Here is a 20644-nt window from a genome sequence, read left to right on the forward strand (position 1 = left end):
CGCCCGGTCAACCCGAAGGACCCGCGCCTGATGGTCAGGGCGCCGAGGTCTCGTGCAGGATCTTCTTGAAGGATTCGTAGGCGTAGTCGTAGGCCGCGACCGCCTCGCCATAATCCTCCGGCCGCCAACCGTTGCGCTTCACCTCATAGGCCTGCTGCAGCGCGCGGATCATCCAGTCCACGCTCGCCTTGGAGGCGCGGATCGGCTTCTTGTCGATCATCACGAAGGCCGGATTGGTGTGGCTCGCCCCGAGGATGCGGAGCGCCACCCAGCTGCTCTGCTCGAGCGGCACGTTGAACTCGACCGGCTGCGTCGAGCCGTCCGCCTCGATCTCCTTGCTCGCGACCGGCTTGCCGTTGACGACGACCTCGACCAGCACCTTCCGGCTGTCGCCGATGCGGGCGCGCTCGAGGTGCCACCAGGGAATGTTGCGCCAGCTGACGCCGGTGACCGGCAGGTCGGAGATGCGCTGTTTCTTGGGCTCGGGCGTCGGGTGATAGACCGTCGCCTGCGTCTCCATCGGGTAGGCCGACCCGAGGACCTCGATGGTCTCGGGCTCGACCGGCAGCAGCGCGGTCACGTCCGCGGTGACGGTGACGGTCGACGGTCCGGGCAGCTTGATCTCGGACCCGACCTTGCGGGTCGGCACATTGCCGTCGACCTTGAACGCCATCAGGTGGCTGCGTCCGTCGGAGACATAGGAGTCGCCGCCGTCGATGGCGTCGAGCACGCCCTGGTAGGAGACAGCGGCGCCGGGGGCGCTCGCGACCTTGGCGTAGGAGCGGCCGCGGCCAACATTCTCGCCGTTGATGCACGGCCAGTCGGTCTCGCCGGCGATCTCGGTGCGGTAGCCTGCGTTGAGCGTGTGGTACCAGATGTTCAGTTCGGAGATGAAGTTGGTGTTGCCGACGCCCAGCAGATCGGTCGCGCCATGCGCCACCGTCATGATGTACTCGTTGGCGCCGATGCTATCCATCGGCGGCGTGATGTAGTTCGGCAGGTCCGCAGACTGCACGTCGAGGCCGAACCCGGAATGGGTGTAGCTCGACAGCGCGCCCTGGGACTGCATCCACTTGAGGACGGGCAGCGTGTAGCTCGGCCAGTCCTCGATCTTCTTGGTCCCGGGATAGTCAATGTCCCGAATTCCGTGGCCGCTGGTGTGGCCGCCGGCGCTGCTCGGGAACTGCGAGACCTCGAGATTGTGGGTGACGACGTTGTTCGGAGTCGAGGTCGGATCGGGCTGGCCGGTGAAGTACTTGGCCTTCTGATAGTACCAGTTCGGCCCCCAGATCAGGATGTCCGCGACGTCGAGGTCCTCGCCGGTCGAATAGCGCAGCATGTCCTTCGGCTCGATGCCGTAGGTCGGATCGTTGTAGTGCAGGCAGCCGGCGGTGTGGACGTGCTTGTCCAGGCTGACATAGCCGAGCTGGCGCGGGTCGATCCAGCGCTTGAACTGGAACTTCTCGGTCGAGGGCGTGTCCGCCTTGACCGTGATGGTGGTCGTGTACTTCTCGTACTGAGGTCCGCGCGCGGCCTCGACGGTGTATTCGCCGGCCGGAAGCTCAACCGTCTCGCCGTCATAGCGGTAGATCTGGTTCTGGAAGAACAGGTCGGGCACGTAGCGTTTGGTGCGGTACGGGTAGACCCGGCCGAGCTTGTCGCGGATCGTGAAGCGCGCCGCGGTCGGCTTGCCGTGCTCGTCGAGCACGTTCAGCGTCACCGGCACGGCCTTGCCGACGTTGAAGCTGAACTCCGCCTCGCCGCGCATGCCCGGATTGGCGGGCGTGTAGGGCACGGAGCCGGTGCCGCTCGACCGCAGCTCGCCCACGTTGAAGGAGAGCGTGAGGTTCTTCTGGCCCTCGTCGCGGCTGTACACCTGCAGCATGACATATTCGAGCGGCAGGCCCGACAGGGTCTTCGCCATCGGCGCGCCCTGGAACAGGCTCACCGCTGCCCAGCGGTCCTTCGTCGGCACGAAGGACAGGTCGCCATGCTGCGGCCAGATCCCAGCCTGCTCGGGCTGCGGCGGCTGCTTATAGGGGTAACCGCCGCCCCAGGTGCCCCAGGTCACGCCGGTCTGGAAGACATGCTCCAGCATGACGTCGGTAAACTGGTCGTCATAGACGCTGCGCTCCACCTGCATGCGCGAGAAATCGTAGGGCATCGCCGCGTGCGGGCTGTCGACGTCGAGCTTGTCGGTCGCGCCGGCGCGGTTTTGGATCTTTACGAGGTAGGTGGTCCAGCCGTTCTTCACGAGCGGCTCGGTGGAGCCGCTCATCGGGAGGACCGTCAGCTTCCTGAGCGGGTCGATGTCGACGCGGGCGATGACATAGCGGTCCAGGATCTGCTGGATCGCGGTCGACGCCTCGGCGTCCGGAAGCTCGCCGGCCTTGTAGAGCGCGTCGCGATCGGCTTCCGACACCGGACGCCCGACATAGGACATCGCCTGCATCAGGTGGTCGACCTGCAGCATCAGCGGCTGCTTCGCCACGCCCGTCACGATCGGCGGCTGGGCGGAGCCCGACGAGAAGGGCTGCGCGACGACGGCGGACGACGCCGCGATGGACATGAGCGCCGGCGCCGCAAACGCGCAGACGCCCAGGAGGCGAGACCGAAGAGAACGCGCAGTGGACCCCGGGTGGTTCATGACTTCTCCTGCCAGCGAATGCGGCCCCCGACCGGCTCAGCGGCCGGCAGGCAACAGCAGGTTTCGTGCCATATGTTTCGAACGACTCCACTCCGTTCGGCTCACAAGAAACGTCTAGATGAATTTCATTTTCGTTTAGCTATTTGCTCTGTTTTTGATCACCGGAATGCCGCTCAGCCCAAGAAAATCTCACACTATAGGGTTGCTCTAGCTCGGGTCTCTCGCTCGCGGCTTAGGGCCTCAGGCATGCTGGGGAGCTCCGGAAGAGCGGCTCGAACGCCCTCGGGCGCGCGAGCGACATGAGGTTTGAAGCGGGGCGATGTGGCCGACGCCATGGCCCGCCTTTTGCTAGTCCACGTCCGCGGCAGGCGGCGCAGCGATCGCCGGCCGCCCTCAGAAGCAGGAGCGTGACATGGGCATCATCTCCCGGGCGGTTCACGTCGGACGGTCTCACCTCAACTCAGCGGTCACCTGGGCGAGCAACCCCGAGAAGCGGCTGCGCCTGCTGATCCAGGACATGGAGGAGACGCTCGTGAAGGCGCGCTCGTCCGCGATCCGCAGCATCACGGAGAAAAAGGAGCTCGAGCGCCGCGTCGCGAAGCTTCGCGCCGAGACGCAGGACTGGCAGTCGAAGGCCGAACTCGCGCTGCGCCGGAACCGTGAGGACCTCGCCTCCGAGGCGCTTCAGGCCAAGGCGCGCAACGCCTCGATCCTGGCGACGCTCGAAGATCAACTTGAGCGACTCGTGGATTCGCTGCAGCGGCAGGGCCAGGACATGGCGGGGCTGCAGAACAAGCTGCAGGAGGCGAAGGCGCGCGAACGCGCGAACCGCACGCTCCACCGCACGGCGACCACGCGCCTCTGGCTCCGCCGCAAGACCTACGATCAACGGATCGACACGGCGATGGCCCAGCTCGGCGAGGTCGAGGACATGCTCGACGAGCTCGAAGGGAAGGTCGAATCCTACGATCTCGGCCGCACCGCCGAACTGTCGGGCACGCTGAACCGTCTCGCCATCGAGGCCTCGGCGAGCGCCGAACTCGAGGAGCTCCGGACCAAGATCGGCCAGCAGCAGGCCATCTCGCACGAAAAGGCCTGAGGCCGTGCTGACGCTCGCCGCCTTCCTGTGCTTCGTGGTCGTGCCGACCTGCGCGGTCGCGGCGGCGCTCGTCCGCGGCCTGAACGCGGCCGCGGTCCGGGCGGAGCGGGAGGAGAGGTTGGCCGATCTCAACAGCAACGCCGCCGAGATCGCGATGCGGATCGAAAGCCTGGAGAGCCTGATGCTGCCCGAACGCCAGCGCGCAGGATCGGAGGCCGCGCGGTGAGGTTCGTCGTCAGGGCGATCGCCCGCGGGCGCATGGGCGGCTGGCTCATGGGCGTCTGCCACACGCTGGCGAAGCTCTCCGGGCTGAGCGCGATCGTCTTCCGCCTCGCCTTCCTGCTCGGGCTCTATCTCAGCCCGCTCTGGGCGATCGCCGCCTACGCCGCGCTCTATGTCGCGATCAGGACGATCGACGGCGTCATCCGGTCGGCGCGCGACGACGAAAGGCTGATCGAGGCTCCGTTCGAGGCGGAGCCGCAGTCGGCGCGCCTCACCGGAGAGTTCGCGGCGCTCGAACGGAAGCTCGCTTATCTCGAGGCGGAGGCCCTGTCCTCGGACGCGATCACCCGCGCCCGCTTTCGCAGCGCCGGCCTTTGAGGCTCACGGCTGGGGAGCGGCGAGAGAGCGGATATAGGCCACGAGATCCGCTCTCTGGCCGGCGTCGGGCACGCCGGGGAAGTTCATCTTGTTGCCGGGCGCAGCGGCTCGTGGGTCCTTCAGATATGCCGACAGGCTCTCCTCGTCCCAGCGAAGCTTCAGCGCCGCGAGCGCGTCGGAATAGCGATAGCCCTCGGCGGTTCCCGCGATCCGGCCGAAGGCGCCGTAGAGGCTGGGACCGATCGAATGGGCGTTCGGCGCCGTGCGGTGGCAGATCGCGCATTTCTGCCGAAACAGCGCTCCGCCAGCGCCGGGGCTTCCCGCCGCCTGCGAAGGCGACCCTTCGACGGTTGCGGCCGCCAGCGCAAAGGCGCCGAATGCCAGCGACAGCGCACGACGCCGGTTCACGGCCTGCGCGCCCGGGAGGCTACTGACATGTCCAAACCCGTCACTCTGACCCTCACTCACCATCTCGGCCAGGCCGAGGCGATCAATCGCATCAAGTCCGGCGTCGAGGGCACGAAGAGCATGTCTCTTCCTCTGACCGTCGAATTTGCGGCCTGGCAAGAGAATGTCCTGAATTTCCGCGTCCGCGCGCTCGGCGTCAACTGCCTCGGCACGATCACCGTGCTTGAAGACATTGTCCGGCTCGACGTCGTGCTGCCCGCGATCCTCGGCTATGTCGCAGACAAGATCCTGAACGTCGTGCGTTCCAAGGCGCAGATCCTGCTCGCGCCGCGCAGGTAACCCGACATGTCCGTCTCCGGCGTCCAGAAGGCCAGATTCTACCGGCGACTCGCCTCAGGCGTGAAGGTCGCCGCGGCCGCGATCATCCTGGCGGCGGGCACATGGCAGTTCGGCTTCGCGAGCCCCTGGACCGCGCCCTCCTTCGGCGCCCTCGAAGCCTTTCTCAGCGTCACCTTCGACGGCGACCGGCAGTTTCAGCTGTCTTGGGGCCCGAAGCCGGACCGCAAGACCGCAGAACGTCCGTCGCAGCCGGCGCTTCCGGCCCAGGCGGCCGCCGCCCCTTCGACCGCTGTCGCCGACGAACCCGCGAAAACTCCGGCCGCGATCGAAAAGGTCGCCGCCGTGCCGGCGGCCCCCGCGGCGGCGGCGTCGCTTGCGGTCTGCGCCCTGTCCGCACGGTCCGACGGCGAGACCAGGGCCATCATATCTCGCGCCTCGATCGAGGCCGGCGGAGGCGCCGGCGTGATCGACGGCTTCGGGGTGCGGGACGCCTCCCTGGTCGGCCCAGGAGCGCCGGCCTCGAGCGGCTACATTCTTCCCCTGCTCGCCTCCATCAGGTCGCAAGGCGGCCTGTCCGGCCTGAAGCCCGCCCTCCCCTCGACGAGGACGCCGGGCGTCGAAAAGCTGCCCAACACCCGGGGCGAACTGACCGACGGCAGCGGCGCCTTCGCGCTCAGCGTCGCGCACAACGCGCTCGACATGCTGCAGGTCGGGGGCGGCTCCTATGTCGAGGAGCTGAACCCCTGGTACCACAGCCTGAACGCCGGCATGCGGACCCAGATCGTCGGCGGGATGACCTGCAGCGCGGCCGCGGACGTCGAGGTCGCCAGCGCCGGCGCGAAGGGGCCGAGCGCCCAACTGGAGCAGATCCGCAAGCGCTTCGACGAACAGAACCTCTATGTCTCCGACGGACGAAGCGCGGTGGCCGACTTCACGGTCGGCGGCCATCGCCCGGATCGCCGCGTCGGCGCAGAGGTCAAGCTCGCCATGCCCGGCCCCGTGAAGATTTCGGCGACGCTCAGTGCGTCGCTGCCCGCTCAGCCGTCGCCTGCGGCGTCGGGCGCCGGCGGCTGGAGCGTGGAGCGCGCGCGCTACGGCGCGACACGGTCGGTGAACGTCGAGATCGTGTCGAACGGCAAGGTCGTCGCGACCAAGCCGCTCCCGGCCGACGGCGCTCTCCACAGCCTGGAGTTCGAGATCCCCGTCGAGCGCAGCAGCTGGGTCGCGTTGCGGCTGATGGGCGGCGGCCACTCCAATCCCGTCTACGTCCTCGTCGACAACGCGCCGATCCGGGCGTCCCGCTCCAGCGTCGAATGGAGCCAGCGGGCGCTGCTTCAGGCCTTCGACAGCCAGAGCGGCGGATGGCCTGCGACCGACGCGGCGGTGGCGGCCGCCGCCTTCCAATACGCCTACGCGGTCTATGACGGCATCCTAAAGGAGTCCGAAGGGCCATGAAGCCGTGCCGCGTCCTGGCGCTTCTTCCCCTCCTCGCTTTGCTGGCGTCGCCCGCACGCGCCGAACCGCCGGCCCCCGCCGACGTCGCTCCGATCATGGCGCTCGGCCCCAATGAGCACGTCTTCGGCGCGCCGGACGCCAAGGTCACGGTGATCCAATACGCCTCGCTGACCTGCCACAACTGCCGCGCCTTCCACATGGAGACGTGGCCGGAGGTGCGGCGCCGCTATGTCGACACCGGCAAGATCCGTTTCGTGGTCCGCGAATTCCCGCTCGATCCGGTCTCGGCCGGCGCCTTCATGCTGGCGCGCTGCTCTGGCGCGCCGAAATGGGCGGCGACGGTCGACCTGCTGTATCGGACGGACGAACGCTGGGCGCATGCGCCGGACCCGGTCGCCGGGCTGCACGAGTTGATGCACGAGAACGGCATGGGCAGCGCCGCCTTCGAGGAGTGCCTCTCGGATCAGGCGCTGCTCGACGACATCAACGCGATCGCAGATCGAGGCGCCGCGGCCGGCGTGAAGGCGACGCCGACATTCGTCGTGGACGGCAAGTTCGCGGCCGGCCGCCTGACCATCGAAGAGTTCGCGGCGCTCGTCGACCCGGCCATCGCCGCGAAGCCCTGAGCCTCCTCGCCGTTTGAACCCGAAGGCCTCGGTGACGGCCAGCGTGCGCTCAGGCCTTCTCGGGGGCGATCGGCTTGATCTTCAACTGGTCGATCGCCCAACGCCACGTCCCGTCGTCCTGACGGCGAGCCACTTCGGCCGATATGTTTCCGTTGGATGACCGGGAGAAGGTCATGGCGAGCGGTCCGTTGAGAACCGGCGGCAATGCGTCGACCGGCGGAAAGTGCGAGCGTTTCGCGAGGAGCGTCTCGTAGAACGTGCGGATCTCCGCGTGTCCCGAGGCGACGACGTCCCCGGCCGCGAGAACGGCGTCCGGCTCGTACAAGGCCACCAGGCCGTCGAGGTCGCCCGCATTCGCCCGGGCTAAGAACAGACGGGCCAGATCCTCCGGCTTTCCCGCCGATACGGCGCCTCCGTCGCTCATGGCGCATCCTTCCCTTGGCTGAACCGGCGTCTCGGCGCCGTCGTCGCTCGAACTGATGGCGCCCGCGATTATTTCAACCGCAGCCCTTTTCCGTCGCTGACGCGCACGCTCACGGGCACGCCGGTCTTCACGCTCTCGGAGACGGTGCAGAAGCGCTCGAACTGCTCGAGCACGCGATCGATCCGGTCCATGTCGCCGGCGTCGGCGCCGAGCGTGATCGCGACGTCGATCCCCTGGATTCGAAGGCGGCCTTCCTCGTTGCGGCCGAGCACGCAGTCCGCCTCGGCGGCGACGTCGCCCGCATCCTGCTTAAACTTGCCCAGGGCGAAGACCATGCTTGCGCACAGGCAGTTGGCCACCGCCGCGACCAGCAGCTGCTCGGGAAACGGCCCTTCGCCGCCCCCCACGGGCGGAGCCTCGTCGACGAGCAGGCCCGGGAGCTCCGGGCCGAAATCAACGACGAACCTATAGCCGTCGAGCTGTTTGATGCGGATGACCGGAGCCGACGACATTGATCCACCTCGTTAAGGGCGCGGGCGCGCGCCGGTTGGTTCGCGACCGCTCGGGGCGCGACGCCGCGGGAGGCCCGCCCGCGCTGCGTCGCCCTTGACGACCGACATCTACTGGCATACCAAATACCAACAGATAAGAAGAGCGACGGCGCCCTTAGATCGCGGCAAGCCGGCGCCGACCGAGGAAATTTGCGACGCGCCCCCCGCCGCGACCGCCGCAGCCTATGAGCTCGGCGACCGCTGTGCGAGCCGCGGAGTTCAAGAGGAAGCCGGGAACATCCCCCCGGACGGACGCCACAAAGGGTCGACGGTCTCCTCGTCGGCGGTCGTATGCAGCCAGTCGATTTCGCCCAGCTTGTTGCCAATTCCGGCGATGCGATCGTCGTGTCGGACGCGCGCGGGATCATCACGGTCTGGAACGGCGCGGCGGAGCGGATTTTCGGCTTCGCGGAGTCTGAAGCGCTCGGCCAGTCGCTCGACCTGATCACGCCGGAGCGGCACCGGGAGCGACACTGGCGCGGCTATGAGAAGACGATGCGGACGGGGATCACCCGCTACGGCAGCGATCTGTTGAAGGTCCCCGCGCTTCATAAGGACGGACGAGCCCTGTCGATCGCCTTCACCGTCGGCCTTCTGTTCGACGCCGAGCGCAACGTCACGGGGATCACCGCCATCATTCGCGACGAGACGGCGCGCTGGACCGAAGAGCGCCAGCTGCGGCGTCGACTCGCGGAGCTTGAAGCCCGGCCCTCCGAAAAGGCCGGCGCTTGACCCCGGCCGCCCCGACCCGGGCGACCGCGACAGAGACGAGGCGTCGCCACGACGCCCGAACGTGAGCCGTTGCACGAGCTGCGATCAAACGATCCAAGGGAGTTAACCTACATGAGCCAGCCACTCGAAGGCATCAAGATCATCGACTTCACGCATGTGCAGGCCGGCCCGGCCTGCACGCAGCTCCTGGCCTGGTTCGGCGCCGACGTGATCAAGGTCGAGCGTCCCGGCTCGGGCGACGTCACGCGCTCGCAGCTTCGCCACGTCGAGGACGCCGACGCGCTGTACTTCACCATGCTGAACAGCAACAAGCGCTCGCTGACGCTCGACACCAAGACCGCGCAGGGCAAGGAGGTCCTTGAGAAGCTGATCAAGGACTCCGACGTCATGGTCGAGAATTTCGGCCCTGGCGCTCTCGACCGAATGGGCTTCTCCTGGGCGCGCATCCAGGAACTCAATCCCGGCATGATCCTCGCCTCGGTGAAGGGCTTCTCCGACGGCCATCACTACGAGGACCTCAAGGTCTATGAGAACGTCGCGCAGTGCGCCGGCGGAGCGGCCTCGACGACCGGCTTCTGGGACGGCCCGCCCACCGTGTCGGCCGCCGCTCTCGGGGACTCCAACACCGGCATGCATCTCGCGATCGGCATCCTCACGGCGCTGCACCACAAGAACAAGACCGGCCGTGGGCAGAAGGTCGCCGTGTCGATGCAGGATTCGGTGCTGAATCTCTGCCGCGTCAAGCTGCGGGACCAGCAGCGCCTCGACGCCCTCGGCTACCTCGAGGAGTACCCGCAGTACCCGCATGGCGAGTTCACCGACGTCGTGCCGCGCGGCGGCAACGCCGGCGGCGGCGGTCAGCCGGGCTGGGTGCTGAAGTGCAAGGGCTGGGAGACGGACCCCAACGCCTACATCTACTTCACCATCCAGGGCCACGCCTGGGCGCCGATCTGCAAGGCGATCGGCAAGGAGGAGTGGATCGACGATCCGGCCTACAACACCGCTCGCGCCCGCCAGGACAAGATCATGGACATCTTCGGCGTGATCGAGGAATGGCTCGCCGACAAGACCAAGTTCGAGGCCGTCGACATCCTCCGGAAGTTCGACATCCCGTGCTCGCCCGTGCTCTCCATGAAGGAGATTTCGGTCGATCCGTCCTTGCGCGCCAGCGGCACTGTGGTGGAGGTCGACCACCCGCAGCTCGGCAAGTACCTGACGGTCGGAAGCCCGATCAAGTTCTCGGACATGAAGGTCGACATCAAGGCCTCTCCGCTGCTCGGCGAGCACACCGACGAAGTGCTCGAGGGCCTCGGCTACACCCAGCAGCAGATCGAGGAGCTGCATCAGGCGCAGGCTGTCTGATCCTCGACGAGAATGGCGACGACGCGCCATCCGCGCGCCGTCGCCCCTCCCCCCGGACGTCGTGTTTCCCGACACGCCGCGCGCGGCTAACGTCCGCGCTCTCCTGCGCCGTCCCTGGCGCGGACTTGCTTTCCGCCTTCCCCGAATGAGCATGCCGACAATGCTGGCGCGCCTGCGCGATCTGGTCCCCGAACCGGCGACGGTCGGCCTCCGCGAACGCGTGCGCTCCGCCGCAGGCGCGCTCATCGGCGTCCTCGCGACGGGCCTGCTCAGCTTGGCGGCGCTCGGGGACGGCACCACGCTGCCGATCCTGATCGCGCCGATGGGCGCCTCGGCGGTGCTGTTGTTCGCGGTCCCGGCGAGCCCTCTGGCGCAACCCTGGTCGATCCTCGGCGGAAACGTCGTCGCGGCGCTGATCGGGGTGACGGCTGCGAAAGCCCTGCCGGACCCGTTCGTCGCGGCGGCCGTCGCGATCGGATGCGCGATCGCGCTCATGATGGCGCTTCGCTGCCTGCACCCGCCGAGCGGCGCCGTCGCTCTCACCGCGGTGCTGGGCGGACCCGCGATCACGGAGCTCGGCTACGGCTTCGTGCTGTGGCCGGTCGCGGCCAATTCGCTGCTTCTCCTGACGACCGCGCTGCTGTTCAACAATCTGACCGGGCGCTCTTATCCCCACGCGCGGCCGAGACCGCCGGTGGACCACCGAACCAGCGACCCGGCTCCGGCCGCCCGAATCGGCTTCACCTCAGAGGATCTCGACGCGGCGCTCCGGGACTACGGCCAGATGATCGACGTGGACCGCGGCGACCTGGAGACGCTCCTGCGCGAGGCCCAGCGCCGGGCGCTGACGCGGCGATCGGGACCCACGACCTGCGCCGACATCATGTCGCGCGACGTGATCGCGATCGCACCTGAGGCCGGGCTCGTCGAGGCGCTCAGGCTGCTGCGCCGCCACCACATCAAGGTGCTTCCCGTCACCGACGAAAGCGCCCGCGTGCTTGGAATCGTCACCCAGACCGATCTGCTGGACAAGGCGGAGTGGGGCCGGCTCGGCCCGAGACTCGGGCTTCGTCACAGGCTGGCGCTCACTCTGAGCCGGATCCGTGCGCCGCATGGGGCGGTCGAGGACATCATGACGACCCATGTGAAGACCGCGCGGCCGGATACGTCGCTCGTCGACCTCGCGGCGCAGATGTCGGACGCAGGCGTCCATCACCTGCCGGTGGTCGGAACCGACGAGAAGCTCGCCGGCATCGTCTCCCAGACCGACGTCGTCGCGGCGCTTCTGGTCGACCTCAGCGCGCGCCCGGAGACCGAGCCCGCATGATCGATCCCCATCTCGCGGGCCGGCTCGATTTTCTGCACCGGCTTCCCGTCATGGAGCCTCTGCCGCCCGGCCGACATGCGCTCGGCCTGTTCGAAGATCGCGACGCCATTCTCGTCGCGCCGGACAGCGTCGACCCCCGAAGGCCCACTCCCCTCATGGTGCTCTTTCATGGCGGCGGCGGCAGCGCGGCCAAGATCCTTCCCATGATGGAGGACCATGCGCGCGAACGCGGGTTCCTATTGCTCGCTCCGCAGTCGCTGTTTCCGACCTGGGACATCGTGATCGGCGGCAACGGGCCGGACCGCGAGCGTCTCGACGCCGCGCTCGAGGAGGTCGCCTCGCGCTATCTGCTGGATCCGGCGCGCCTCGCCTTCGCCGGCCATTCGGACGGCGGCAGCTACGCGCTGTCGCTCGGCCCGACCAACGGGCACGTTGTGACCCATATGATCGTCTCCTCCGCCGGCTTCATGTCGGTGTTCATGCAGTCCGGCGCCCCGCGCGTCTTCATTTCGCACGGGACGCAAGACGAGCAGATACCGATCGAGCGCAGCGGGCGCGTCCATGCCGCCAGGCTGAAGGAGGCCGGCTACGACGTGACGTATGTCGAGTATGACGGGCCGCACGCCTGGCGGCCCGACGTGGTGAGTCAGGCGGTCGACTTCTTCCTGTCCTGACCCTCGGGCCGCCGCCGTTCGCGCGACGCAGGAAGTCTCGCGTCGATTGCCCAAACTCCCCGCTGATTAGAAAAGGGAAAGCCGCGACGGAGCGCTCCGTCGCGGCTTTCAGATGGTCGGGAAGCGCTGCGATCAGATCATTTTTTCTTCTTCACGACGCTCTGCGGGTTCAGGCTGCCGATGTTGCCGCTCTCGGTTCCGGCCGCCGGGTCGATCACGGCGTTGATGAGGGTCGGTTTTCCCGAATCCATCGCCTCGTTGACCGCGCGGCTGAGTTCGTCCGGGGTGGTGACGTTGTAGCCGACGCCGCCGAACGCCTCGATCATCTTGTCGTAGCGCGAATCCGCGACGAACACGGTGGTCGCGACGTCTTCCCCGCCCGTCGGATTGACGTCGGTGCCGCGGTAGATGCCATTGTTGTTGAAGACGACGATGCAGACCGGAAGCTTGTACCGGCAGATCGTCTCCACCTCCATGCCGGAGAAGCCGAACGCGCTGTCGCCTTCGACGGCGAGAACCGGCTTGCCGGTCTCGACCGCCGCGGCGACCGCAAAGCCCATCCCGATGCCCATGACGCCCCAGGTTCCGACGTCCAGACGCTTGCGCGGCTGGTACATGTCGATGATGCCGCGGGCGAGGTCGAGCGTGTTCGCCCCCTCATTGACGAGGATCGCGTCCGGCCGTTCCCGGATCACGGTCCGGAGCGCGCCGAGGGCGCCGTGGAAGTCCATCGGCGAGGAGTTCTTGGCGAGCCGCGGCGCCATCTTCGCGATGTTGGCCTCCCGGCGCGCCTTCAGGGCGTCGATCCACTCCGACGGCGGCGTCGGCCAGCGGCCGCCCATCGCGTCGAGCAGCGCCTGGACGCAGGAGCCGATGTCGCCGACCACCGGCGCGACGATCTCGACGTTCGAATCCATCTCGCGCGGCTCGATGTCGATCTGGATGAACTTCTTGGAGCCGGGCTCGCCCCAGGTCTTGCCCTTGCCGTGGCTGAGAAGCCAGTTCAGACGGGCGCCGATCAGCAGGACGACGTCGGAGTCCTTCAGGGCCGTCGACCGCGCGGCGCCGGCCGACAGCGGATGCGTGTCGGGCAGCAATCCCTTGGCCATGCTCATCGGCACGTAGGGAATGCCGCTCTGCTCGACGAGCGCGCGGATCGCGTCGTCGGCCTGGGCGTAGGCCGCGCCCTTGCCGAGCACGATCAGGGGGCGCTTCGCCTTCGTGAGGAGGTCGAGGGCGCGCTTGATCGCGGACGGCGCGGGAAGCTGCGCGGGCGCGGCGTCGATGACCTTGACCAGCGACCTGGCGCCGGTCTCCGCCGCGATGACCTGCGAAAGAAGCTTCGCCGGCAAATCAAGATAGACTCCGCCCGGCCGGCCGGACACGGCGGCGCGGATCGCGCGCGCCACGGCGATGCCGATGTCGGCGGCGTGCAGCACCCGGAAGGCCGCCTTGCACAGCGGCTTGGCGATGGCGAGCTGGTCCATCTCCTCATAGTCGCCCTGCTGCAGGTCGACGATCTCGCGCTCGGAGGAGCCGGAGATCAGGATCATGGGGAAGCAGTTTGTGGTCGCGTTGGCGAGCGCCGTCAGTCCGTTGAGGAAGCCCGGCGCGGACACCGTGAGGCAGACGCCCGGCTTCTTGGTGAGGAAACCCGCGATCGCGGCCGCATTGCCCGCATTCTGCTCGTGGCGGAACGAGATCACCCGCATGCCCTCGGCCTGCGCCATGCGGCCGAGATCCGTGATCGGGATCCCGGGCACCCCGTAGATCGTGGTGACGCCGTTCAGCTTGAGGGCGTCGATGACGAGATGAAAGCCGTCCGTCAGCTCCTGCTGCGTGTCGGCTTCCGCGGTGTTCACGTCAGCGGTCTTGAGATCGATGATCTGCGCTAGGGCGGACATTTCGCTTTCTCCCGTGGCTTATTTGGCTGCGCCGGCCAGCCTTTGTTTTTCTGACGCCAGGGATCGCGACCTGCTGATCGCGGGGCCGAACGGCCCACGATCGCGCTTCAGGAAGGCGCCGACGATGCGCCGCCGCAGAGCCTGCAGATCACTTCGTCTCGTGCGTCATCCGTCGTTTGCGACCGGTCGCCGGCCCCATCGAAGCCCCTGCGCCGCGTCGCGCCGCATCTGGCATTACGTATACCAGTGGACGATGCACGCATGCTCGGCGGCTGTCAATGAAGGGTTTGCGGCCGAGCGAATGAGGGCTACGGAGCAGCCCGCGCGCGCTGCCGAGGACGTGATTTTTGCGAATACCGAATTTTTCGCTTGCCAGGTGGCATTACGTATACCAGCCTCTGATCAAGCGGTTGTGAAGAGCCGCACGAAAAATTTATTGGGAGGCAGAGAATGAGCACAGCGCTTGCCGCCGGCGAACCCGGCCCGCGCGTCAGCGACGCCTATCGCTGGATGCAGCTCGCGATTGGCGTCGCCTGCATGGTGATGATCGCCAATCTTCAATATGGCTGGACGTTCTTCGTCCCCGACATCCAGGAGAAGTTCGGCTGGGATCGCGCCGCGATCCAGTGGGCCTTCACGCTCTTCGTGCTGTTCGAGACCTGGCTCGTCCCGATCGAAGGCTGGTTCGTGGATCGGTTCGGGCCGCGCTCCGTCGTCGTGTTCGGCGGCGCCATGTGCGGCGTCGGCTGGGTGATCAACGGCTACGCCTCATCGCTTGGCCAGCTCTATTTCGGTCAGATCATCGCCGGCATCGGCGCCGGCGCGGTCTACGGCACCTGCGTCGGCAACGCGCTGAAGTGGTTTCCGGACAAGCGCGGTCTCGCGGCGGGCATCACCGCGGCCGGCTTCGGCGCGGGTTCGGCGCTGACGGTGTACCCGATCCAGCAGACCATCGCGAACGCCGGCTATCAGAACGCGTTCATCTGGTTCGGCATCGGCCAGGCGGTCGTCATCCTGATCGCCGCGCTGTTTCTTTTCGGGCCGCGCGAGGGCCAGACTCCCGCGCCCGTCATCAGCGCTCGCGTCGTTCAGTCGCGCCGCAACTACTCGCCCATGGAGGTGCTGAAGCATCCGATTTTCTGGCTGATGTATCTGATGTTCGTCGCCGTGGGCGCAGGCGGCCTGATGGTCACCGCGAACCTCAAGCCGATCGCGGCCGACCTTCACATCGACAAGATCCAGATGAGCTTCTTCGGCGTCATGATGACGACGGTGACGATCGCGGCGACCGTGGATCGCGTGCTCAACGGCATCACCCGGCCGATCTTCGGCTGGGTGTCGGACAAGATCGGACGCGAGAACACGATGTTCGTCGCCTTCGGCCTGGAAGGCGTCGGCATCTACCTTCTGTATCTCTGGGGCCACGATCCGTTCTGGTTCGTCGTTCTCTCCGGCTTGGTGTTCTTCGCCTGGGGCGAGATCTACTCCCTGTTCCCGTCGACCTGCACGGACACGTTCGGCTCGAAGTTCGCAGCGACCAACGCCGGCCTGCTTTACACCGCAAAGGGAACGGCGGCGCTGCTGGTGCCGCTCGCGAACTATCTGCAGCAGGCGCAGGGCGTCTGGGACGGCGTGTTCCTGATCGCCGCCGGCGCGAACATCCTCGCCTCGATCCTCGCGATCGCCGTGCTGAAGCCATGGCGCCGGAGCGTGGTGGCGAAGTCTCAGGCGACGGCGGCGCCCTCGGCCATGCAGGGCGTGCCCGCCGAATAGGGTCCAGGCCAGACGCCGCTGAGGCCGGAATCGGCCCCCGCATCCCGCTCAGCCCCCGGCGCCCGCGCCGGGGGCTTTCTTTCGGGCGCGTCATCTCGCTCGGTCAGCCGGCGCCCGCCCCGCGACGAACCGCGCCGGAAACCGTGGCGCTCGAACCGCCGGGACCACGCCGCGCAAGCGCCCGCACGCGGTCCGCGGCGCAGGCGAGTTCGGCGGACATGCGGTCGGCGGCCGAACCGCCGCCATCGAGCAGGCCGTCCCGTGCGAGCGACGCGGCGTAGCCCTTGAGATCCGGGCGCTGCGCGATCACCCCGAGTTCGACCAGGCGGGCCGTGAAACCACCGCTCCGAGTCAGCGCGTCCACCGGGGAAAGCGACCCGCGAACGGGCAGCGGAAACAGCGCGACCGGCCGGCCGGTCATCGCCGCTTCGGCCACCATCGACACGCTGTCCTCGGTGACGAGCAGCGCGTCCGCGGCCGAGAGGAACGCGCCATACTCGTTCGCGCCCTCCCCGAACACCGAGAGGCGGCGCGGCGCGTTCGACAAGGCCAATTCACTACGCAACGCCGCGACCGCGCGCGCCGATGTGCGCGGCGACGTCGCGACGAGCAGCGAGCCCCCGTCGCGCGCCTGGCGGTCGAGCGCGCCACGAATCAGCCGCCGCGCCGTCTTGGCGTCGAGCGCGAGGCCGGACGCGTCGCCGCCAACGATCACGAGCAGCCGCGGCCGCGGCAGGGCCGCGAGATCGGCGCGGGGCGGCGCCGTCTCATGTGTCGGCGTGAGCGGGAAGCGGTTCACGACGACGTTGGGCCCGTCCGGCTGCCGGTACTGCGGCGTGGTGATCACGAGGTCGAACCAGTCGGAGGGCGCCCAGGTCCGGCCGAGATGCACGAGGCGCGCGCCGGTCGCGGCCTTGAGCCAAAGCGCCGCCGGCGCGGACCGCTTGCCCGCGGCGATGACGACCGCCGGCGGTGGCTCCCGGAGCGCCGCTTGCGCCCCGCGGGTCAGGGAAAACAGCGACCCGCCGCGTCGCAAATTGGGCAGCGCCTCCCAACCTTTTCGGAACTCCAGCCGCTTCGGGGCCCAGCCGAGCCCGCTCGCCTCGGCGAGGACGACGACCTGGCTGTTGTCTCCGGGCCGGCGCGCCAGCAGCGCCCAGACGCGTGGCGCCTCCCCGGCGGCCGCGGCCGGGGCGCGACCCTCGGACGGCGCCCGTAATGATCCCGTCGTCATCCGCGCCCTAAACAGCCTGCTTCACATGCCGTCGCCGATAACGGCGGGTCTTGACCGGCCGATGACGGTCCGGCGGCGGCGTAGGGCGCGGTCGTCGCCCGCGCGACCGGGGCTTCGACGGGAGGTCGACCATGGGCACGACAGGAACGGCTCTGCCGCCGGTGACGATCGTCATCGAGTGGGAGAACGCGATCGACGTCGAAGATCACTGGGCCGGCGGCGCGATGGCCGCCCTGCAATCCGAACTTGAGCGCGTCCAGCCCCGCATGGCGACGAAGCCGAACGTGGCCTATCTCTACGATCAGGGCGCGGTCGCCGCCGCGACCATCGAGGCGGTGATCGCAGCCGTCGCGCCGCGGCTGCGGGAGCTCTGCGAGCTCGAGCTCGTGCCGACGCCTGGCCTCACCTACTACAAGCTCAAGAACTTCGGCGCAGCGCGAGCCAAAACCGATCTCGTCGTGATGCTCGACAGCGACGCGGCGCCCCAGCCGGGATGGCTGGAGAACATCCTGAAGCCCTTCGCCGATCCCGAGATCATGGCGGTCGGCGGCTTCACCGTGCTCGGCCACGAGGATCTGCTGTCGAAGACGATGGCGCTGAGCTGGATCTTCGACCTGCCGAGCGAACGCAACCGCACGCTGGCGCGCAACAAGATCCACGCGAACAATTGCGCGGTCCGCGCCGATTTCTTCCGCGCGCATCCCTTCCCGGATCTGCCCGCCTTCAAGAAGCAGTGCGGCTTCTGGCTTCGCGACATCACGCAGCGCGGTTTCAAATGGGTGCGCACCGCCGACGCGGTGACGATCCACGCGCCGCACCCGGGCTTCAAATTCATCGCCTGGCGGGCGTGGACCGCAGGCCTCGACCGCGATTTTCAGGCGTTCCACACCGTGACGCCGACACGGCTCGGGCGGCTGGCCTATGCGTTCTCCTTCCTCGCCTCGAAGGTCGTGCGCTCCTGGTCGCGCATCCTGCGCAAGGGCGGCGAGGTCGGGTTGCCGCTCTGGCGGCGCCCCTTCGCCATGGCGCTCGCGCTCGGCTATTTCGCGCTGCTCTTCGTCGCGCAGCTTTGGAGCGCTCTGACGCGGAGCTTTGAGCCTTTGGCGTCCCGCGGGGACAGGCCCGCCTCGGTTCCGGCGCCCCGCGGCGCGTGATCGGTCAACGCAGCGCGCGCTTCAGCCCGCGCCGTGCGATCTCCGCGAAGCCCTGCGCCATCAGCGCGGCGAAGGCGGCGCCCCCAAAGGCCCGTCGGAGCCGGCCCGCGTCGCGGATGGACTGAGCGAATCCTCCCGTGGCCGCGAGCCGCACGAAGTGCCGCGCCGTGTCCCGCGCCAGTCCCGGCCGAAAGTCGGGCTCGGCGAAATAGTGCGGATGTCGTCGGCAAAGCTCGAGCGTCGCGTCCATGAAGGTCGCCTGCTTCGCGGAGATGGCGTCCGCCGACCAGTTCTTCGTCCACAAGATCTGGTCGGTCGAGACGCAGCGCGCCGTGCGGCAGAGCCTCAGCACGAAGTCGAAATCCTGCCGGCGGCGCATGGTCTCGTCAAACAATCCGGCGCGCAGCGCGGCCTCGCGCCGGACCGAGAGCGCCGGCGTCGCCTTGAAGATGCGGCGCGTGAACATGCCCCGCTCGATCTCCGCGCTGGAGTCGATCGTGGGATTGATCGCCCGAAACGTCCGCCTGCCGCTGTCGGCGGGATAGCGGATCTCGAAACTGTCGAGCAGCGCGTCGACCTCCGGCCGCGCCTCGAAGAAGCGAATGAGCGCCCCGAGCTTGTGAGGCAGATAGACGTCGTCGCTGTCCAGGAAGGCGAGCAACGGCGCGTTCGCGGCCAGAATGCCCCGGTTGCGCGCCGCGTTCGCGCCGGCGTTCGCGGTCTGGCGCAGCAGCGTGAGACGCGGGTCCCCTATCGCCGCGACCGCGTCCGCGCTTCCGTCCGTTGACGCGTCATCGACGACGATCAGTTCGAAATCGGCGAAGTCCTGCCGCAGCACGCTGTCGATCGCCTGCGTCGCCGCGGTCGCGCGGTTGAAGACCGGCATGATGACCGCGATCCCAGCCATGTCGCTCCCGTTCTCTGTGGCGGCGCAGACCGTCGTCACGCGCGCTTCATCGGCCGCGACTACCCCTCCTCCGTCACACCTGTGAGACAGATGGACCGTCGTGGCCCACACCGCCGACAGCCGATCGCCGTTCAAGACGCGCTGGCACGATCGCCAGCCGCGTTACTGGCTCCGTAAGGATCCGCCGCGACGGCCCGGATTCAGGCTCGCGCCGGACGTCGTGCGCTTCGACGCGGAACCCGGCGTCGCCCCGAGCGATAAGCCGGCCGTGCGCATCTTTCTCGGCAGCGAGCCGATGCAGGCCCGGGCCGAGCGGGTCTTCCTATGGTCGGTGAAGCGTCATCGCGACCCCTCGCGAGCTTACGAGGTCCATCTGATGCGGGATCTTGCGGGCTTCGACCGCGCCCGCTGGACGACGGGCTTCACCAATTACCGCTTCGCGATCCCCGCCCTCGCCGGCCGTGTCGGCCGGGCCATCTACAACGACGTCGATCAGGTCTATCTCGCCGACCCCGCCGACTTGTTCGACCTCGACATGGCCGGCGCAGGCGTGCTCTGCGTCGATCCCGGCGAGACCTCGGTGGCGCTGATCGACTGCGCGGCGATGGCGGCGCATTGGCGGATCGAAGACGCCAGGACGCTTCGCCGCCGCCGTCATTTCCTGGCTCCTCTCGCCGACGGCTCCGGAGTGTGGGGGCCGTTGCCCGGCGTCTGGAACGCCCGCGACGGCGAGCATGAGGCCGGTCGCTCGCGCTGCGTCCACTACACGACGTTGCGCCTCCAGCCCTGGCGGCCGTTCCCGGATCAGTTGCGCTACCGTGAGCACCCGCACGCCGACGTCTGGCGAAGGCTCGAGGCGGAGGCGAACGCGGCGCGGTTCAACGCCTTCTCGCGGTCCGGCCCGACGCCGCGCTTCGCGGAGGCGCTCGCCGTGCTGGATGCGGGCGCGCAGCGAGACGGGCACGATTACGGCTCCGCCATCGAAGACTGGCGTCTCGCCTCCGACGCCCGCTCCGTTCTGCAGTGTTCCCCGACCCGGGTCGGCGACGACTTCGGCCCCGAACGCAACCAGTGGGCCTATCCGCATGTGGCGCCCCCGATGCGCAGACATGACGGCGTCGCGTCGGTCGGCGTTCTCGGCGGCCTGCCCGAGGACGACGTCCCCTGGGCGCTCGACGAACTGTTCGCGGCGGCCGAGGTCTCCGTCTTCGTGGCGGTCACCTGTCTCGACGGCCGCCGCCCCTGGACGGGCTCCGCCCTCCCCTGGGAATGGTGGCGACTGCAGATGGAGCTTGCGGCCGCGCGGTCGCCGGGCCCCTCCTGGCGGCTGGTCGCCCGCGTGCGCGGCGAACGCAAGCTGCGCGTGGCTGAGGGGCCGGGCTTCGAAGGCAATTAGCGGCACGGCAGTATGAGCCGGCAATATTTCAT

The 20644-nt window shown here is 68.2% G+C and carries 20 protein-coding genes; 13 read left to right on the forward strand and 7 right to left on the reverse strand.

Features of this window, described 5'->3' with window-relative positions:
- Positions 1 to 34: 34 nt before the first annotated feature.
- Positions 35 to 2569: a CehA/McbA family metallohydrolase gene (locus ACO2RJ_RS17240; protein WP_423269356.1), complete on the reverse strand. Its 2535-nt coding sequence runs from the start codon at positions 2567 to 2569 to the stop codon at positions 35 to 37.
- Positions 2570 to 3059: 490 nt separating this feature from the next.
- Between ACO2RJ_RS17240 and ACO2RJ_RS17245 the strand changes: the two genes are divergently transcribed.
- From ACO2RJ_RS17245 to ACO2RJ_RS17255, 3 genes are read left to right on the forward strand one after another with little or no spacing between them, the layout of a single operon-like run.
- Positions 3060 to 3746: a PspA/IM30 family protein gene (locus tag ACO2RJ_RS17245; RefSeq protein WP_423269357.1), complete on the forward strand. Its 687-nt coding sequence runs from the start codon at positions 3060 to 3062 to the stop codon at positions 3744 to 3746.
- 4 nt (positions 3747 to 3750) lie between these two features.
- Entirely contained in the window at positions 3751 to 3972 is a 222-nt protein-coding gene (locus ACO2RJ_RS17250) for a hypothetical protein (protein WP_423269358.1), read from the forward strand.
- Complete coding sequence (locus ACO2RJ_RS17255; RefSeq protein WP_423269359.1) at positions 3969 to 4346, forward strand: PspC domain-containing protein; 378 nt, start codon at positions 3969 to 3971, stop codon at positions 4344 to 4346. The genes ACO2RJ_RS17250 and ACO2RJ_RS17255 overlap by 4 nt, the downstream gene beginning before the upstream one ends.
- A 3-nt stretch (positions 4347 to 4349) precedes the next feature.
- Here the strand turns inward: ACO2RJ_RS17255 and ACO2RJ_RS17260 are convergent, their stop codons facing one another.
- A complete protein-coding gene (locus ACO2RJ_RS17260; protein WP_423269360.1) occupies positions 4350 to 4754 on the reverse strand; it encodes a c-type cytochrome in 405 nt (134 codons plus the stop codon).
- A 27-nt stretch (positions 4755 to 4781) separates the two neighbouring features.
- Here ACO2RJ_RS17260 and ACO2RJ_RS17265 point away from each other — a divergent pair, with 27 nt between their 5' ends.
- The 3 genes from ACO2RJ_RS17265 to ACO2RJ_RS17275 are packed head-to-tail and all read left to right on the forward strand — an operon-like array spanning position 4782 to position 7174.
- Entirely contained in the window at positions 4782 to 5093 is a 312-nt protein-coding gene (locus ACO2RJ_RS17265; protein ID WP_423269361.1) for a polyhydroxyalkanoic acid system family protein, read from the forward strand.
- A gap of 6 nt (positions 5094 to 5099) precedes the next feature.
- Positions 5100 to 6548: a CehA/McbA family metallohydrolase gene (locus tag ACO2RJ_RS17270; RefSeq protein WP_423269362.1), complete on the forward strand. Its 1449-nt coding sequence runs from the start codon at positions 5100 to 5102 to the stop codon at positions 6546 to 6548.
- Complete coding sequence (locus ACO2RJ_RS17275) at positions 6545 to 7174, forward strand: DsbA family protein (RefSeq protein WP_423269363.1); 630 nt, start codon at positions 6545 to 6547, stop codon at positions 7172 to 7174. The genes ACO2RJ_RS17270 and ACO2RJ_RS17275 overlap by 4 nt, the downstream gene beginning before the upstream one ends.
- Positions 7175 to 7223: 49 nt before the next feature.
- On the opposite strand, the gene ACO2RJ_RS17280 is transcribed toward ACO2RJ_RS17275, so the two are convergent.
- The gene (locus ACO2RJ_RS17280) at positions 7224 to 7598 is read right to left on the reverse strand and encodes a YybH family protein (protein WP_423269364.1); all 375 of its coding nucleotides are present in this window, start codon (positions 7596 to 7598) and stop codon (positions 7224 to 7226) included.
- Between the two features lie 68 nt (positions 7599 to 7666).
- A complete protein-coding gene (locus ACO2RJ_RS17285) occupies positions 7667 to 8110 on the reverse strand; it encodes an OsmC family protein (RefSeq protein ID WP_423269365.1) in 444 nt (147 codons plus the stop codon).
- A 330-nt stretch (positions 8111 to 8440) separates the two neighbouring features.
- On the opposite strand from ACO2RJ_RS17285, the gene ACO2RJ_RS17290 reads away from it, so the two are divergent.
- From ACO2RJ_RS17290 to ACO2RJ_RS17305, 4 genes are all read left to right on the forward strand, one after another.
- Positions 8441 to 8881, forward strand: a complete 441-nt coding sequence (locus tag ACO2RJ_RS17290; protein WP_423269366.1) for a PAS domain-containing protein — start codon at positions 8441 to 8443, stop codon at positions 8879 to 8881.
- Between the two features lie 111 nt (positions 8882 to 8992).
- Positions 8993 to 10243, forward strand: coding sequence for a formyl-CoA transferase (gene frc / locus ACO2RJ_RS17295; RefSeq protein WP_423269367.1), 1251 nt, complete (start codon positions 8993 to 8995; stop codon positions 10241 to 10243).
- Positions 10244 to 10403: 160 nt separating this feature from the next.
- Complete coding sequence (locus ACO2RJ_RS17300) at positions 10404 to 11570, forward strand: HPP family protein (RefSeq protein WP_423269368.1); 1167 nt, start codon at positions 10404 to 10406, stop codon at positions 11568 to 11570.
- Positions 11567 to 12244, forward strand: coding sequence for an alpha/beta hydrolase (locus tag ACO2RJ_RS17305; RefSeq protein WP_423269369.1), 678 nt, complete (start codon positions 11567 to 11569; stop codon positions 12242 to 12244). Before ACO2RJ_RS17300 ends, ACO2RJ_RS17305 begins: the two co-directional genes overlap by 4 nt.
- Before the next feature lie 137 nt (positions 12245 to 12381).
- Here the strand turns inward: ACO2RJ_RS17305 and oxc are convergent, their stop codons facing one another.
- Positions 12382 to 14148, reverse strand: coding sequence for an oxalyl-CoA decarboxylase (oxc, locus tag ACO2RJ_RS17310; protein ID WP_423269370.1), 1767 nt, complete (start codon positions 14146 to 14148; stop codon positions 12382 to 12384).
- Between the two features lie 450 nt (positions 14149 to 14598).
- On the opposite strand from oxc, the gene oxlT reads away from it, so the two are divergent.
- A complete protein-coding gene (gene oxlT, locus ACO2RJ_RS17315) occupies positions 14599 to 15921 on the forward strand; it encodes an oxalate/formate MFS antiporter (protein ID WP_423269371.1) in 1323 nt (440 codons plus the stop codon).
- Positions 15922 to 16024: 103 nt separating this feature from the next.
- Here oxlT and ACO2RJ_RS17320 read toward each other — a convergent pair whose 3' ends face one another.
- Positions 16025 to 17155, reverse strand: a complete 1131-nt coding sequence (locus ACO2RJ_RS17320) for a mitochondrial fission ELM1 family protein (protein WP_423269372.1) — start codon at positions 17153 to 17155, stop codon at positions 16025 to 16027.
- Between the two features lie 131 nt (positions 17156 to 17286).
- Here ACO2RJ_RS17320 and ACO2RJ_RS17325 point away from each other — a divergent pair, with 131 nt between their 5' ends.
- On the forward strand, positions 17287 to 18309 hold the full coding sequence (locus ACO2RJ_RS17325; protein WP_423269373.1) for a glycosyltransferase family 2 protein: 1023 nt from the start codon (positions 17287 to 17289) through the stop codon (positions 18307 to 18309).
- 4 nt (positions 18310 to 18313) lie between these two features.
- Here the strand turns inward: ACO2RJ_RS17325 and ACO2RJ_RS17330 are convergent, their stop codons facing one another.
- Positions 18314 to 19216, reverse strand: coding sequence for a glycosyltransferase family 2 protein (locus tag ACO2RJ_RS17330; RefSeq protein ID WP_423269374.1), 903 nt, complete (start codon positions 19214 to 19216; stop codon positions 18314 to 18316).
- A 100-nt stretch (positions 19217 to 19316) separates the two neighbouring features.
- On the opposite strand from ACO2RJ_RS17330, the gene ACO2RJ_RS17335 reads away from it, so the two are divergent.
- Positions 19317 to 20612, forward strand: a complete 1296-nt coding sequence (locus tag ACO2RJ_RS17335; protein WP_423269375.1) for a hypothetical protein — start codon at positions 19317 to 19319, stop codon at positions 20610 to 20612.
- Positions 20613 to 20644 lie beyond the last annotated feature (32 nt).

The sequence above is a fragment of the Hansschlegelia sp. KR7-227 genome (genome assembly GCF_049446035.1).
Lineage (GTDB): Bacteria > Pseudomonadota > Alphaproteobacteria > Rhizobiales > Methylopilaceae > Methylopila.